This is a genomic window from Heyndrickxia sp. FSL K6-6286 (assembly GCF_038630395.1).
Lineage (GTDB): Bacteria > Bacillota > Bacilli > Bacillales > Bacillaceae_C > Heyndrickxia > Heyndrickxia oleronia.
The window spans coordinates 5174493-5191497 of the sequence record NZ_CP152029.1; the positions used below are offsets into that span (position 1 = coordinate 5174493).

Below are 17005 nucleotides of genomic sequence, written 5' to 3' on the forward strand. Positions count from 1 at the left end.
ATCCTATATGCTTGTGGTTGCTTGTTTCATTTGTTTCATTTCCGTAATTGCCTCTGCATGTTTTGATTCATCAAATTCTTTTTCGCTTTTTGCCACAACAATCGTTGCAACGCCATTTCCAATAAGATTTACGATTGATCTGCCTTCACTCATAAAACGATCAACCCCTAATAATAAGGCTAATCCCTCAATAGGGATAATGTGTAAGGCTGAAAGCGTTGATGCCAAAACAATAAACCCGCTACCCGTTACACCTGCTGCGCCTTTTGATGTTAGCATCAGAATTAATATAATCGTAATTTGATGGCCAATCGTCAAATCAATACCGAACACTTGTGAAAGAAATACTGTAGCCATTACTAGATAGATAGATGTTCCATCTAGATTGAAAGAATAGCCTGTTGGAATAACCAGACCAACTACAGATTTGGAGCAGCCAAACTTCTCCATTTTATCCATCATTCTAGGTAGAACAGATTCAGAAGAACTTGTACCTAATACGATTAATAATTCATCTTTAATAAAACGAAGATAATTCCATAAACTAAATCCATATTTCCGACAAATTAAATTTAAAACGACAAAGATAAACAGGAACATTGTAACATAAACCGAGATCATTAGTTTTCCTAATGGAACCAATGATTGAAGACCAAATGTTCCAATGGTATAAGCAATTGCACCGAAAGCTCCAATAGGAGCCGCTCTCATAACATATCCAATAATTTTAAAGAATACCTGTGAAATTTTATCAAAGAAGTCGATGATACTTTTACCTTTTTCACCTAATGCGGCTAAACCAACTCCAAATAAGATAGAAAAAAATAGAACCTGCAATATATCCCCTTCTGCAAAGGCACTTACCATACTATGAGGTACAATATGGGTAAGAAAATCAACCCAATTCAATTTTTCTCCATCGCTTGTGTATTGAGAGATATCCCCCTTCGGAAGTTTATCTGGATCCAATCCTGACCCTGGATGTAAAATATTGACGACGAGCAAACCAATGATAAGTGCAAGTGTAGTTACAATCTCAAAATAAATGATTGCTTTTCCGCCGACCTTGCCAACCTTCTTCATGTCCCCCATCTTTGCAATTCCTAAAACAATGGTCAAAAATATGATTGGTGCAATGAGCATTTTTACAGCATTTATAAATGTATCTCCAAGTGGCTTCATTTGTTTCCCAACATCTGGCCATACTAAACCAACGATGACACCAATGAATATAGCAGTTAAAACTTGGACGGTTAAATTTTTATATATGCGCTTCCCCTTCATTGTATACATCCCTTCTCTGAAAATTGAATTTTCTTGTAAGTAGATGATAACGCTTTCTTTGTTAACGAGGAAGTTTGTGTTCATATAGGACATTTTGGTCTTTTTGGTCTTAAGATAGCTGTCTAATTCATAACATATCGGTTAACTGGTCTACCTACACTGCCATATTGTACATCTAAACGAATGACCCCTGTTTTTTCTAGATAGTCTAAATAACGCCGAGCAGTCACACGCGCAATACCAACAGCAGTTGCCACTTCTTCCGCTGACTTTGATACACTCTCTCCTTTCATAAAGGTTGTAATTTGTTGCAATGTGAACATATTTAATCCCTTTGGGAGGGTACCACTGCTCCCGGTTTCTTGGCGGACATTCATCATCGCGTCCAATTCCTCTTGAGAAAATGTCTTACTTTTATTTAATGAGTTTTTATAAAAGCGATAGTTCTCTAATGATTTCTTCATTCTTTCAAACTTAAATGGTTTAATGATATAATCTATTGCACCGTTCTGAAGCATACTATTAATCGTTTCATTATCCTTGGCGGCAGACACAACGATGACATCAATATCCCATTTCTGTTTTCTGAATTCTTGTAATGTATGAATCCCATTTAACTTAGGCATAAAAATATCTAAAATGACGACATCAATATCTTTATTTGAAGCTATTCGAAGCCCTTCTTCGCCATCACCCGCTTGTCCTACTATTTCAAAGCCATCAATACTTTCAATAAAACTTTTATTCACTTCACGTACCATTGGATCATCTTCTATTAACAGTACTTTGATTGTTTTATTTGACATTTATCAAACACCTACTCCCATAGGAAAAGTAATTGTGAAGCTTGTCCCTTCCCCTGATACTGATGTAACCATTATATCTCCATTTCCTTTATCAACCGCTTGTTTAATTAAATATAGGCCGATTCCAGAACCATTTTTTTTATTTCTCGTAAAACCTTTTTCATATATATGAGGAAGATCACTTTCTGGGATTCCACATCCATTATCCTCTATTAAAATGGCACAAATATCTTCAGACTGCTCAATACTGATCTCAACTTTTTTCACGTTTCTTTCAACATGCATAAATGAGCCAAAGGCATTTTCAATTAAATTACCTAAGAGCACAACAAAATCATGCTGGTCAATCTGATATGGGAAGGTAGTTAAATAGCTGTTAGGATCAATTGAAACCTCTATTCCCAATTCTCTTCCTCTTCTTATTTTACTTAATAATAGTCCGGCAATGGCATCATTTTTAATTGAATCCTTTAAAAATTGATCTAAATTCTCTTGTTTGGTTGAGGTTTCAAAAGCTAATTCCAAAGCTTTCTCCGACTTGCCAAGCTGAATTAAACCAGCAATTGTATGTAATTTATTCATATGTTCATGATTTTGAACTCTTAATGCATCAACAAAATTCCTTACTCCGGTTAATTCTTCAGCCATCTTTACTACTTCTGTGCGATCTTGACAGATAGCTACAGCTCCTACAACGCGATTGTCTATCAATACAGGAATTCTACTACTAACAATCGTTTTTCCACTAACAATAATGGTTTCATTAAATACTGCTTGATTATTTTCAACAATTTCAGGAAGCCGTGTATCATTCAATACACTTCTAATTGGTTTGCCAACTACATCACCAACAACGGAAAAAATGGCCTTGGCTCTCTCATTAAAAATAGTAATGATTTCATTATAATCAATGGCAATTACCCCTTCATGCATTGAATGAAAGGTGGCTGTTCTTTCATTTAAAATACGGACAATCTCATGTGGCTCCAAATGAAACATTTGCTGTTTAATATGACGTGCAAGCAGAAATGATCCAACTAGCCCTACGGATAATGTAAGAACGGTGATAATGATCATTTCCTTTTTTAAGTCAGTAAAAATCTCGAAAAATGATGGTAACCTATGACCAACAACAACGACCCCAATCTGGTTCAAATCTGGATCCTTAACTGGAAAAAAGGCTCTTAGAAATGTACCAACCTCACCACGTGCTTTTGAAATATAATTATGTTCCGCAAATGCTGCTTCTTCATCATTAGTTGTAGAAGCAGTCCCTAATAGTTTATTTACCGGATGTGAGTAACGAACCCGATTCATATTCATCACGACAATATAATCCTCTTCATTTATCAACCGAATCTCTTCGATCAAAGGATTTAATCGCTCCCAACCATCAGGTGCTTGAACCTCTTTTTTTACATCCGAAAGCTCCGCTACAGTTCTAGCGGTATTCATAATACTTGTTTGTATTTCCTGTTCCTTTGTCTTTTGAATATCAGCAATTAAGAAGGTCCCGCCTACTAGTAAAGAAAAAACGACGATGGTATAAGATAAAATGGTCATTTTCCAACGAATAGGTAATTGCTTTAATTTCATTTGTCATCACCTTCTATCACCGATATGATAAATTCTTCTTTTTTATAGTAAAATTCTATAAAGGGACAATTTTTCAAACAATTAAGGAGGAAAAATCATATGAGAAAATGGATGGTCCTTTTATTTTCAATTTTGATTGTCATCTTTATTTTCCTACTTGGTATGAAATACATTTTTCCTCATGATAAACTGGTTCATGATTCTGAACAAGAAGGATTAAACGAGCAAATTGTTCTTAAGTTTAGCCATGTGGTCGCTGAAAACACCCCAAAAGGGCTGGCTGCAAAAAAGTTTGCGGATATTGTCTATAAAAAATCCGATGGAAAAATTAGAGTAGAAATTTTTCCAAACGGGATGCTATATTCCGATATTGAGGAAATCAATGCATTGAAGGAAAATAAAGTTCAAATTATTGCTCCTTCTACATCAAAGCTTGGATCCTTATCTAGTAAATGGGGGGTACTTGATTTACCATTTGCCTTTCCTAATTATGAAGCTGTTCAGAAAGGTTTAAACGGGAAAATTGGCCATCTGTTATTACAATCATTAGAAAAGGATCAAATGAAAGGGTTAGCCTACTGGACAAATGGTTTTAAACAATTCACATCCAATAAAGGGCCGATCATTTTTCCTAATGATATAAAAGGACAAACCTTTCGAATTATGCAAAGTCAGGTTTTAAAATCTCAATTCGACCAACTTGATGCAAAATCAATTCAACAAGCATTTGATATTACTTTTCAATCCTTACAATCCGGAGAGATTGATGGAGAAGAAAACACATTATCAAATATCTATTCAAAGAAATTTTATAATCTTCAAAGGTATTTGACAATCAGTAATCACGGCTATCTAGGCTATGTTGTTTTAATGGATCAATCATTTTGGAACAAGCAATCGGAACAAACTCAACAGATTTTAACCGAGGCAATGGCAGAAACAACTGCCTGGAACCAACAACAAGCAGAAAAATTAAATGAAGAGCAGCTTCAGCTCATTCGAAAAAAATCTTCTATTCAAATACATGAATTAACCGATGAGGAAAGAAAAGTGTGGACAAAGAAGCTATATCCGTTATACGACAAACTAGCTCCGATTATAGGTAAAGACTTAGTAGAGGAAATGAAAAAACTTAGGGATCAGTACGATCATTAACCATCCAGTAAAGGGAGAAGAGCGATCGATCCCCTTACTGGATTGGATAAAAATTGAGGGATTTATTTCCTTTCTTTATCAACTTTGGAAGAACGACTTCCAATACTTAATACATAATAACTGATGACTACAAGGGCTAAGAAAATAATACCTACGACAAGTGATACTCGTGTATCATCATTAAACCACATACCTATTAAAACCATTATTAAAAAGGCAATCGTTACATAGTTTGTAAAAGGAGCAAAAGGCATCTTAAATGGATGGTTTACCATTTCTGCTCCCTTTTCCTTCCTGAATCGAATTTGACTAATTAAAATAACAAACCATGGCACCATACCGGGAAGCACACTAGCACTATATACATATACAAATAGATTCTCAGGGGCAATATAACTAAGAATCACACCAATCGCTAAGCCTAGCATAACACCGACTGTTCCGTATATGGGCACCCCACTACTTGTTACCTTTGTAAACACTTTTGGTGCTTGTCCATTCACTCCTAGCGTATAAAGCATACGTCCAGCACTGAATATCCCACTATTACAGCCAGACATTGCTGCTGTAATGACGACAAAGTTGATAATACCAGCAGCGGCAGTAATCCCTACCTTCGCAAATGTGGCAACAAACGGACTGCCGATTGAATTCAGCTGATCCCATGGATAAACAGTTACGATCACAAAAATTGCACCAATGTAAAAAATTAATATACGCCATATCAGACTTTTAATAGCCTTTGTTAGTGTTTGCTGTGGATTTTTTGCTTCACCGGCTGTAATCCCTATAAGTTCAACTCCTTGATAAGAAGCAATGACAAGAGATAGTGCAAAGAAGAAGCCAGACCAGCCACCAGTAAAAAAACCTTCATGTTTCCATAAGTTCTCTAAGCCAATAGCGTTCCCTCCATTACCTAAACCAAAGAAAATCAAACCGAATCCTGCAACAATCATCAATACAATCGTAATAATTTTAATCATTGCAAACCAAAATTCTATTTCTCCAAAGGATTTGACAGAAATCAGGTTTGCTGCACCAAGAATCAGCATGGCAATTATACCTGGTATCCAGCCAGGCAGATCCGGAAACCAATACTGCATATACTGCCCAACTGCAATGATTTCTGACATCCCAACAATAACCCACTGAAACCAATTGCTCCATGCAGTTAAATACCCTGCCAGTGGATGAATATATTTATGTCCAAAGGTCGCAAATGATCCAGTACTAGGCTCTACATACAGCATTTCTCCCATAGCACGCATGACCAAATAAATAAATATCCCCGAAATAGCGTAGGCAAGCAATACAGATGGCCCTGTCCATTTAATCGTACTGGCTGACCCCATAAATAAACCAACACCAATGGTACCCCCTAACGCTATCATTTGGATATGACGAGCTTCTAAACCTCTTTTTAACTCTTTGTTTGCCATTTGAATCCTCTCTCCCTTTAAAAAGCTTACGTGCTGTCATTCATTTTTTGATATCACTTATTTAAAGATTTGAAGAAGTCTTATGAATAGCCACTTGCTTTAAATAATTATCTTAAAAATTCAAATCGTTTATTCTATAATAATAATTAACAACCAAAAATACAATTGTATTTTCTAGAAAAAACAGTTTTATTAATAAATTTATACCCGAACAATATTTTAATATTATTTCAAAATATACTAAATATTATTTTAATATTTTAAGTGAATTTGAGCATAGTAAAAAGCTGCAGAAAAAATTCTCCGCAGCTTTTGTGTTCGATTATTAGTTAACTACCTAAAAATCCTTAGCCTCATATATTTTTATCGTGGCTAGCCAAGAAAATATAAAGACGATGATTGTGATTGCAAAACCTGCAATCGTTAACTGAGTAAATGTAAATTGATTAAGAAATAATTGAAACACTTCTATATTACCTTTTAAAGCATACATCGCCATTTGCCCAAAAATAATAAATCCAAAAATAACAATCATAAGGATGATTCTTGTGTATTTTTCTCCAAATTTATATAATATTGGAAAATATAGAGCCGAAAATAAAAGGATGATTAACATACCCAACACTAATTGATTTGCATTTGGTAGCGGCTTATTATACGCATCCAATATAAAATAAAATATCATTTGAAATAGTGTCGCTAAAACTGTCGCAAATATTCCAAACAAAATTGCCCCAACATATTTGGAAGAGATAATACTTTTACGATTAATAGGCAAACTATTTAACATAATATGCGAATTGCTACGATCTTCAAAACTCCCTGTACTGGAAATGAAAATGATTCCTGCCAATGATATGGCCATTACAGGAGGGTTCTCTAAAAAATAAAATAAGGCTATAAATCCTACAATCAGTAATAACATCTTTTTCAACATAAGAATATCTTTTAAAATCAATGAGTACATGACAAATTCCCCTTATCTGTATAGTACATAATATCCTCAAGGCTAGGCTTTTCAATTAAAACCTCATCGCCGAAAAGATTCATTGTTTTCTTCACATTACTAGTTAATGCTTCAAAGCCAACACCTGTCTTCCGAATACTAACAAACTCTTTTTCTGTATCTCTATCTAATAAATCATTTTTCCCTTTGACTATTCCATATTCCGCAAGCAGTTCCTCACGTTCCTTTGAAAATAAAATTTGTCCCTTATGGATATAAGTAATATAATCAGCAATTCGATCCAAATCGGTAGTTATATGAGTGGAAAAGAAAATCGTTTTTTGTTCATCTAACATAATTTCATGTAAAATTTCTAATATTTCTCTTCTAAACACAGGATCTAGTCCAGAGGTTGGCTCATCCATTACTATAAATTCTGGATCATGACTAATAGCAAATACGATCGCCAATTTCATTTTCATTCCTTTGGAAAAGCTTTTAACCTGCTGTTTCTCCGGTAAACGAAATTGGTCGACATATTTATAAAAAAGGTCATCATTCCATTTCGGGTACATCGGGGCAATGATTTTCCTTAGTTCTTTAATGGTTAAAGTATCATAAAAGCAATTCTCATCATACACAAAACCAATACGACTTTTAATCTCTTGATTATATTTGTTTTGATCAAGTCCGAAAATCGTAATGTCACCACTATCCTTTTTTAATAGATTCATGAGTAGCTTAATGGTTGTACTTTTTCCAGCACCATTAGAGCCAATGAACCCCGTAATATACCCCTTTTTAATGGAAAAGGTTACATCTTTTAACGAAAAATCTTTAAAGGATTTTGATACATGATTAAATTCAACTACATTCGTCATTCTGGATCATCCCCATACAATATATTAATCAATTCAATGAGCTCTTCTTTCGAAAAATGAATAAGTTTACTTTCGTCAATAATTTCACATATTTTTTCTTCAATAATTTTTAAGCGTCGTTCTTTTAACAACTCTTGATTTTGACTAGCAATAAATGATCCCTTACCAACAATTGAAACGATAAATCCTTCATTTTCTAGCTCTTCATAGGCACGTTTCGTTGTAATCACACTTACTTGCAAATCTTTTGCTAATTGGCGAATAGACGGAAGAGAATCTCCTTCCAGTAACTCTCCTTTTAGTACAAGCTCTTTAATTTGCTTAATGATTTGTTGATAAATGGGATCTTTAGATGTATTTGATATAATTATATCCATTTATTTTTCAGCACCTTATATACCGTATATATATAATATATACACTATATACACATTCGTCAATATCCTTTTTCTCGATTTTGCTTGATTAACAAACCACTACTGGCTTTTACAAAAGAAACAAACTATACAAGTTGAGGAATTTATCTGTACCGAATCGTAATAATTTTTGAAAAATGAACGTCAAAAAAAATAGGAAGATCAACATCGATCCTCCATCATGTTCGAAGTTTAATATCTCCCTATCTTTCTTCATGCAGTCATGGAATATTTCATTATTGCTGTTCCTTTTTCGTTACCAATTTATCTTTATCTTGGGTACCTGGCGGCTGCTCCAACCATGCGTATTTAATCATAATATCTGCTCCATCTTTCGCATATTGTGCAATTTCAAGTGATAGCCTTTCGTAATTTATTATAAGATCACTTCTCTGACTTGCAGCGGCAGCAGTAGCATAATTTCCGGTCCCTGTTGCACTTAACAGGCTCATATGAAACATCGTTAGCTTATCTGAGAACGGAGGGGTGATCGAATCAGTAATACTAATATCCGATGATACGGGTGGCTGGATACCGTTACTAAGCAACGCTTTTGTAAAAACTTGAATGTGCTTTTCTGATATATCTCTGCCTCTTAGCATCCATTGTTGAATATCCTTTCTGGGTGAGCCTTGAGCAAAACTAGTTGCTAGCTTTGCTCCCATCAAATTGGTTTGAATATTCGTATATAAATGGGCGATTTCAACTGAATTTAATGGGCGTTGTTTGCTAAAAAAGGAAAAGCCACTTAAATATTTATGGGTATCTACATAATCTGTTTTTGAAGGATAAGCAATAAAAGGAGCTCTTACAAATATACCTTTCGATAAGGAGATTTCTGAACTTTTATCAAAAAGGTCGGATGTTTCCTTAAGCCCTTCCCTAAAATAATCTCTAATATCTTTTCTTGCAGACATCGCACAAAATCCACCATATGCAAGTAAACCAGCTTTCCCCATATTTAGTATATATGTAAGCATGAACATGTCAGTATATAGCCTTGGGGCATTCAGATTAACATCTTCACTTGTAAAACCTATAGGTAATGGAATTTGTTCCTGTTGAAAAATTACCTTCAACTTTTCAATATGGGCAGATGATAAGTCATAAGCAAATTGAACAACAGAACGAATTTCCTTATCTTCAACATGCTGCAAAAAATAACCTAGTATACATTTTGACAAACTATCATTCATATATCCTGTCCAAATACTAGCGATCTCGGCAGATGTCAATTTTATTTTTTCATTAGCCATGTGTACATTGCCCCTTACATATTTGTTATCGATATTATTTCCTTGCTTTTAATAAATATGTAAAATTATGCAAATCAAGGTGGTAGAGGAATAAAAAAAGCAGAGACAAATTGTCCCTACTTAAAGTTCTAAATTTGAATTTCAATTGTTGTCCCATGACCAACTTCGCTGTTAATCATAATTTCTCCCTCATGTGCCTGAATAATATCATTAGCTATCGCCATTCCTAGTCCTTAACCTTTATGTGCGATTCCCGTATTGGTTCCACGGTAATAACGATCAAAGATTCTGTTCAGCTCGGCCTTCTTTATCCCTTTACCATTATCTTTTATTACAATATGCGTGTGTTCTGCTCTTTCAATACTTACAATGATTTTTACTTCTCGTTCATTATGGACAATGGCATTATAAATTAAATTATTTATCGCTCTATGAAACAGAGTTTCATCCACCTCAAGCATGATTTTCTCTTCTTTTACATGAAACTGGATATCTCGATCGGAATATTTCGGATCATTTAATATGTCGATCACAATATTACGCAATAATGCCACGATATTTATCCACTTTTTATTTAACGAAAGTTCTTTATTCCTAATTCGTGTCGTTAAATTTAAATCTTCAATCACCTCTTTAATATAATGTGATTTCGTTTCAATAATCTCTGCATATTCCCTTATTTCCTCAATAGTAAAGTCATATTCGGGATCCTTTATCATTTCAGCATAACCTTGAACTGAGGACAGTGGGGTCTTTATATCGTGCGAAATATTTGCTATCCATTCTTCCTTCATTGTATCTAATTTATTTCTTTCTATTTCATTCACTTTTAATTGGTCGGATAAGTGGTTTAAATTATCAAATACATTTTTATAAATTCCTTTTGGTTTATCATTTATATAAAATTCATTATTTGCTAGCTTTTTTATCCCATCCATTAAGGTATATAAAGGCTGGGTAAGACGCTTACTGAAAAAATACCCGACCAATAAAGCAATAAGAATATCAATAATAATAATAAAAGTTCCTGATTTAAAGACATGAAAAATATTTCCAAGGTCCAATGAGACAATAACTTTATTTAATCTAGGATTGTCAATTCCTATAAAGTAACTGTATGTTCTACCATTTTCTTTTCTTTCTCCTAAATAAACAGTCGTATTCGCATCAATTTCCCTATACTTATACATTTGAATAATTTCAGAAGGGGTGTATTTCTTCTTAATTTTTTCTGGCTCTTTAAAACCATAAATTTCTTTGCCATTTTCGTCTAATATTTGTATCCAAGCCTTCTTTTTATCAAGTTCCTTTTTTCCCTTTTCAGTAATTGACACGTCAGAATCCGAGACAACTATGTTATTTTGAAACTGTCTAGTAAATTGTTCAGGAGAGGATTCCTTTTCTTGTAATAAAGGTATGTCAAAAATTGACTGAGCAACGAGCAAGGTTAAAGCAATAGCAATATTAATGAAAACTACTAGGATAACAACCAATACAACCGATAATAAATACCTTCCCGTCAGCTTCCATTTCATGAATTATTCATCCTCAACCATCAGTTTATAACCTAAGCCTTTAACGGTAAGCAAGTACTTAGGATGGGAAGGCTGCTCTTCAATTTTCTCCCGTAATCTTCGTATATGAACCATAACCGTATTATCCATCCCGAAGAATTCCTCACCCCATACTGCATCATAAAGTTGTTCCTTACTGATCACCCTATTTTTATTTTCTAGAAAATACTTCATCAATCCGAATTCTTTCGGTTTTAATTCAATCATTTTTCCATTTTTTATCAATTGTACTTTTTCCTCATTTAACTCAAATGGGCCGACCTTTATAACCGAATCCTTCTCAATAGTTATCTGCATATAATCTGCTCTTCGTAATTGTGCCTTTACTCGATAGGCTACCTCTTTAGGACTAAATGGTTTGGTAATATAATCATCTCCACCAATGGCAAAGCCTAATATTTTATCAATTTCCTCTGTTTTTGCTGATAAAAATAATATAGGTACTCGTGAGATATTCCTTATTTGTCTGCATACATCATAGCCTTCTCCATCTGGCAGCATAATATCTAATAAAACAAGATCAGGATTAGTTTCTTTGAATTGACTGAACCCACCATTAGCAGTAGTCGAAGTAATAACGTTTTTTATTCCTTCCTTTTCTAACACTGTTTTTATTAATCTTAAAATATCTTCCTCATCATCTATAATTAATACCTTTTTATTATTTAAGGACATCCAAATATATACCTCCAGTAATGATTGCCTCTTTTATTATTATCAAAAAAGAACCCTTTTTAACAAGGATTCTTTCATTTTTCTACATACTACTACTTTAATTTTTCACTAACCTTCTTTGGTAAATCTTTTTTTGCTACTTCCTGATAAGAAGTCACACCTTTACCTTTTTTAGTATATAACATTAAATAAGCATTTTCCTTAAGTTGTTTTGGTGAAGTAAATGACAAGGTTTGTTGTTGACCATTCTTGTTAAAGGATGGCAATTTGTACTCGTACCTGATTATTTTCTCACCATTATCGATTTTATCTTCGATCATTTTTCCTTGACCCTTAATCTGGGTATACAATTGATCTGCTCCTAATCTATTAAAGTTAACCTTCTGAAGAACTAACCCTCCACCAATTAGTATCACTACTATGATGAGGCATGATAATATGATTTTTTTCATTGTTTTACTCCAATCCTTTATTGTTTATCTGATTTCGTTACAATTTTGTAGTAGGTATTCACTGTTAAGAAGTAATAGGCAATATAAATACATACGTAAATACCTATACAAATGAACACTGGAATAACTAAGTTTGTTTGCATTAGCCTTGATAAAGCTGTTAAAGCAACGATACTATGAGCAATTCCTGCAATAAGTGGAAGGGCAAAAATAAATAATATTTGTCTAGCAATAGATTTTTTTACTTCTTTTTTATTTACACCAATTTTGTGTAAAATTTCATAGCGCTCTTTATCTATATTTGCTTCCGTAAGTTGTTTAAAGTAAATGATACTACCTGTTGCTGCAAGAAATACTAATCCAAGGAAACCACCCATGAATATAATTAAACCTGATGACTCCATTCCTTGAGCATAATTACTATAGAAGTTTGAAAAGTATGCTTCCTCTGGTAATAAAGATTGAATATCTTTCGTTAAGATCTTCGCATCATCTTCATTCGTTATTTTGTATGCTTCTATGTTTACTAGATTTGTTTCATTTGCTAATTTCGAAAATAATTCATTACTAACTACAAGTGTTGTATTAGCTGTATAGAGATTGAGAACATTAAATTTCTTCAAAGTTTTAAAGGTTATATTTTTACTGCTATCATTTACCTTTAATGAAACTGTTGATCCTACATATTTAGGTGATAAACCTTCAAAATAACCTGCATCTAGGACAGCTGCTTCATTTCCTTTCAGTGAAAGGGAGTCATTTCTTTTTTGTAACTTTATTAATTTATTATAGGTTTTATTGTCAATAACGCTATATTCCACTTGATCCGCAGACATTTTACTATTTAGATTTGTAATATCAACATCTATATTTAGTGTTGGAATGGTCTCATGATAGACAATCTTATGGCTTTTATCCTGTGATACACGCTCTTTGACCTGGTCAGCGATATGTGAATCCTTCGTTATAAACATCATGCTATTTGGATTGGCTATTTCTGCATTACTTCTATTGTTATAATAAAAACTATAAGCAGCTCCGACTGCAGATAGTGTAGTAGCACTTAATACTGCGATAATCGTTAATGTACGGGCATTTCCCTTCATTCGATAAAGTAGTTGGGATATACTAATCAGATTAATCCCATGCCAAAAATGCTTTTTATTTTTACTTAATACCTTCAATAGATATACGGTTAATGTACTAAATAATAAATAAGTACCGAGAATTACTGTAACCAAAATAACGATTGGAGTTACCGCAAAGCCCAGTGTTCTCCACGCATTTGACTCTAATAAATTTTGTAGAGCTAACCAATAGCCAATACCCAGTAATATAATGGAGAAAACGGCAATTAAGAAGGATGCTTTTGGTTCCTTCTCCCCTTCTTGCTCTGCCTTAAATAGCTCAATTAATTTAAAACGATAAATTAACCGGTAACCATGAATGGAAGTAATGGCTGTAATAATAATGAATACAACAATTGTGTTTATGATAGCTGCGGGCGAGATAACAAAATTCCCCATTGCTTCATAGCCCATGATTTTCATTAAAAGTGTTACAAAGAACTTAGACAATAGTGTACCAAGGACGATCCCAATAATAAGAGCGATGATGCCCATAATAAAGTTTTCGTAAAATAACATTTGACCAATTTGTTTCTTTCTAACACCTAATAAAGAGTAAAGTCCGACTTCTTTTTTCCGTTTCTTCGTAAAAAATGAATTCGAATACCAGATAAAGACGGCAACAAAAATCATTAAAACAACGGCAGCACCATTAAAGGCTGAACTAATTTTTGTAGAAGAGTCTGTTGAAGCTTGGATAGCATCATCATACTTTAAAGAAACAAAAGTAAAGTAAATGACAATACTAAAGATCATTGATGCAATATATAAAAAATAATTGGTGAAATTTTTCCTAATATTTTTTCTAGCAATGCTAAATAGAGTCATTCTAATGTCCACCTCCAAGTGAAACAAGGACATCAACTATTTTTTGAAAGAATTCCTGACGAGACTGCTGCACTTTATGAATTTCTGCGAAGATTCGTCCATCCTTAATAAATAGAATTCTTTTACAAAAGCTTGCAGCAAACGCATCATGTGTAACCATAAGAATGGTTGATTGATTATTTTCATTAAGGGAGGTTAAGCTTTCTAATAAGCTTGTTGCAGATTTTGAATCCAAGGCACCTGTAGGCTCGTCCGCCAAGATTAGGCTTGGATTAGTTACTATTGCACGGGATGCAGCTGTTCTCTGTTTTTGACCTCCAGATATATGGTACGGATATTTATGAAGTATTTCTCGAATCCCAAAGGTATCAGCAATCTCCTCGACGCGTTTGTTTATTTGTTGTGCTGGGACCTTCGATAACGCCAAGGGAAGCAAAATATTTTCCTTTACCGTTAGCGTATCTAGTAAATTGTAGTCCTGGAAAATAAATCCGAGTTGATTCCGGCGGAAATCGGAAAGTTCTTCTTCCTTCATTTTGACGATATTTTGATTAGCGATGATTATATCCCCAGCTGAGGGCGTATCAATCGTCGATAAAATATTTAATAATGTTGATTTACCTGCTCCTGAAGGCCCCATAATTCCAATAAATTCGCCTTCCTTTATTTCTAAATTAATATCTTCCAATGCTTTGTATTGATTTCCTTTTGAGCCATATATTTTTTGAACATTTTTTGCGGATAAAATTGTTTTCATTAAGAAATCCTCCTGTTTATTAAAGATCTTTCCTTAAACTAAGTTGATTTTGTAAACAATGCCCTTATACTCTGCCATATTATTAAGAAAGAATAACCTTTTAAAAAAAATGCCCCCGAAAATATGCCGATCTTATCATTCATTGCAATTGACGAAGAACAATAGGTTCAATTCTGCTTGAATTGTTTGAGTTTAAAGCTCAATAAGTAAGCAGCTCTATCAACAAAAATAATTATACTGACTGTACCTTACATCATTTTAATTTGAACCTTACAAAAACCTTAAAAAAGCAGAAACCTAATTTTCACAGGGTTTCTGCCTTAGAGATCATTATTTTCACCTAGATAAAGCCCAAGATAGGTAGAGCGTTGGAACCAAATTACTAAGCTACTACTGATATAATCAAAAATGCTTCAAAATAATAAACTGGATTAGATGTTAAAAGAGGATGTATTTCGAGTTGTTGGTAGAAGAGCAACGATGGTTGACTAGATACTTATAGATCTATATTTTCTATAACTTTAGTCATCGATGGAAGATTAGTAAAAAGTCTAAGATAACAAATATAATGAATACACCTTCTATTGGAAGGATATATAGAAAGCTTCAGTCTAAGTGTAATCTATAGAATGTAAGTTAGACAGTCCTACAACTTAGAGGACTTTGTCTAACTCAATTTTCATTTCTATTAAAAAACAATTCATGACAACGGCGTCATGTTTATTTCACTTTGGCAGGAATTTTCCTCCCATATGTCATAAAACGCCATACCTTCTCTAATGGCCCCATCTTGAAGAACTTAAACCAGATGACACTATAACACATTTGGATCACATAAATGACGATTGAAATGATCACAATGTTACTTGGTGACACTACTTCAAGCCCCATTAATGAAATGATTCCCAACCCAATAAAGCTTTGCGCCCAATAATTTGTAAATGCCATTTGACCAACATGTGCAATTGGCTGAAGAAATTTTGTGATCTGCTTATGTTCTAAGATAGAAAATAAGCTTACAAGGTAAAAATAGGTGGTCGGTATTAATCCAAGCCCAATAATTGATTGGATATTTTGATCATCTGCTTGAGAGGCAAACCAAATCCAGGCTGAGAAACCAATGAATAATGGGAATGTCACCATTTGTATCAGCCTTATTTGTCTGGATAAATCACGAACATGACGAATCCAATCTGCTTTAGCAGCTAGAAATCCTGATAAAAACATAATGAAAATAGCAATTGCATCATTTCCTATAAAGGCAAAAACTTTAGAAAATACCCCCATATCCGGAGCAAATAGATTCATTACAATTGAAAACATATAAAAAACAATTATCATTCCTAACCACTTACTAATTGTAGACACCCTTGCTCGATAAAAAGGTAGAAGGAATAGACCTATGATTGCATATATAGATAAAATCGATCCCCAAAAAACAAAAAAATGGATGATCCCAATGAGGAAAAGGGCGATTAAACGCCTAGCAAACCTCCAACGCGGCTTATCTCCACGGCTTTCAGCACGTGAGGCAAAAATATAAAACCCTACACCAAATAAAAATGAAAAGATTGAAAAGAATTTTTTCTCAATAAACATGTCAATGAGTGTGTCGACAATCCTATTAAAACCACTGTAAACAGGAAGACTTTCTTCACCCATAATGATTTTATATGCCCCGACATTAATTAGTAGTATGCCAAATAATGCTATACCACGGATAATGTCTAGAGACAAGATACGTTCTTTCTGAGGAATGGAAGGTTTCATACAATAAACTCCTCTACTAAAATAATGTGAATATAATTAGTTT

Annotated in this window: 14 protein-coding genes and 1 pseudogene; 1 reads left to right on the forward strand and 14 read right to left on the reverse strand. The window is 33.7% G+C overall.

From position 1 onward, the window contains the following. Nucleotides 1-3 precede the first annotated feature (3 nt). From dctP to MHI39_RS25885, 3 genes are all read right to left on the reverse strand, one after another. Nucleotides 4-1284 (reverse strand): C4-dicarboxylate transporter DctP, encoded by a 1281-nt coding sequence (gene dctP / locus MHI39_RS25875; RefSeq protein ID WP_259548488.1) that lies wholly within the window; start codon nucleotides 1282-1284, stop codon nucleotides 4-6. Nucleotides 1285-1406: 122 nt separating this feature from the next. Beyond that, nucleotides 1407-2090 (reverse strand): response regulator, encoded by a 684-nt coding sequence (locus MHI39_RS25880; protein WP_071976316.1) that lies wholly within the window; start codon nucleotides 2088-2090, stop codon nucleotides 1407-1409. A gap of 3 nt (nucleotides 2091-2093) precedes the next feature. Continuing rightward, on the reverse strand, nucleotides 2094-3686 hold the full coding sequence (locus tag MHI39_RS25885; protein ID WP_071976315.1) for a sensor histidine kinase: 1593 nt from the start codon (nucleotides 3684-3686) through the stop codon (nucleotides 2094-2096). A gap of 99 nt (nucleotides 3687-3785) precedes the next feature. On the opposite strand from MHI39_RS25885, the gene MHI39_RS25890 reads away from it, so the two are divergent. Beyond that, complete coding sequence (locus tag MHI39_RS25890) at nucleotides 3786-4841, forward strand: DctP family TRAP transporter solute-binding subunit (RefSeq protein WP_071976314.1); 1056 nt, start codon at nucleotides 3786-3788, stop codon at nucleotides 4839-4841. Between the two features lie 62 nt (nucleotides 4842-4903). Here the strand turns inward: MHI39_RS25890 and MHI39_RS25895 are convergent, their stop codons facing one another. From MHI39_RS25895 to MHI39_RS25945, 11 genes and pseudogenes are all read right to left on the reverse strand, one after another. Then, complete coding sequence (locus tag MHI39_RS25895; RefSeq protein ID WP_071976313.1) at nucleotides 4904-6280, reverse strand: amino acid permease; 1377 nt, start codon at nucleotides 6278-6280, stop codon at nucleotides 4904-4906. Between the two features lie 337 nt (nucleotides 6281-6617). Continuing rightward, entirely contained in the window at nucleotides 6618-7247 is a 630-nt protein-coding gene (locus MHI39_RS25900) for an ABC-2 transporter permease (protein ID WP_216384111.1), read from the reverse strand. Beyond that, nucleotides 7235-8107 carry an ABC transporter ATP-binding protein gene (locus MHI39_RS25905; protein WP_058005075.1) on the reverse strand — a complete coding sequence of 291 codons (873 nt, stop codon included), beginning with the start codon at nucleotides 8105-8107 and terminating at the stop codon, nucleotides 7235-7237. The genes MHI39_RS25900 and MHI39_RS25905 overlap by 13 nt, the downstream gene beginning before the upstream one ends. Next, nucleotides 8104-8484 carry a GntR family transcriptional regulator gene (locus MHI39_RS25910; RefSeq protein ID WP_058005076.1) on the reverse strand — a complete coding sequence of 127 codons (381 nt, stop codon included), beginning with the start codon at nucleotides 8482-8484 and terminating at the stop codon, nucleotides 8104-8106. Before MHI39_RS25910 ends, MHI39_RS25905 begins: the two co-directional genes overlap by 4 nt. A 275-nt stretch (nucleotides 8485-8759) precedes the next feature. Next, on the reverse strand, nucleotides 8760-9779 hold the full coding sequence (locus MHI39_RS25915) for a DUF3231 family protein (RefSeq protein ID WP_342540452.1): 1020 nt from the start codon (nucleotides 9777-9779) through the stop codon (nucleotides 8760-8762). A 128-nt stretch (nucleotides 9780-9907) separates the two neighbouring features. Then, a pseudogene (locus tag MHI39_RS25920) lies at nucleotides 9908-11314 on the reverse strand (HAMP domain-containing sensor histidine kinase). Between the two features lie 3 nt (nucleotides 11315-11317). Beyond that, complete coding sequence (locus MHI39_RS25925; RefSeq protein WP_342540453.1) at nucleotides 11318-12028, reverse strand: response regulator transcription factor; 711 nt, start codon at nucleotides 12026-12028, stop codon at nucleotides 11318-11320. Between the two features lie 92 nt (nucleotides 12029-12120). Further along, entirely contained in the window at nucleotides 12121-12480 is a 360-nt protein-coding gene (locus MHI39_RS25930) for a YxeA family protein (protein ID WP_071976308.1), read from the reverse strand. Nucleotides 12481-12497: 17 nt separating this feature from the next. Beyond that, nucleotides 12498-14435, reverse strand: coding sequence for an ABC transporter permease (locus tag MHI39_RS25935; RefSeq protein ID WP_071976307.1), 1938 nt, complete (start codon nucleotides 14433-14435; stop codon nucleotides 12498-12500). A 1-nt stretch (nucleotide 14436) separates the two neighbouring features. Beyond that, complete coding sequence (locus MHI39_RS25940; RefSeq protein ID WP_058005082.1) at nucleotides 14437-15192, reverse strand: ABC transporter ATP-binding protein; 756 nt, start codon at nucleotides 15190-15192, stop codon at nucleotides 14437-14439. Nucleotides 15193-15912: 720 nt separating this feature from the next. Continuing rightward, nucleotides 15913-16962 carry a DUF418 domain-containing protein gene (locus MHI39_RS25945; protein ID WP_342540454.1) on the reverse strand — a complete coding sequence of 350 codons (1050 nt, stop codon included), beginning with the start codon at nucleotides 16960-16962 and terminating at the stop codon, nucleotides 15913-15915. Nucleotides 16963-17005: the final 43 nt, after the last annotated feature.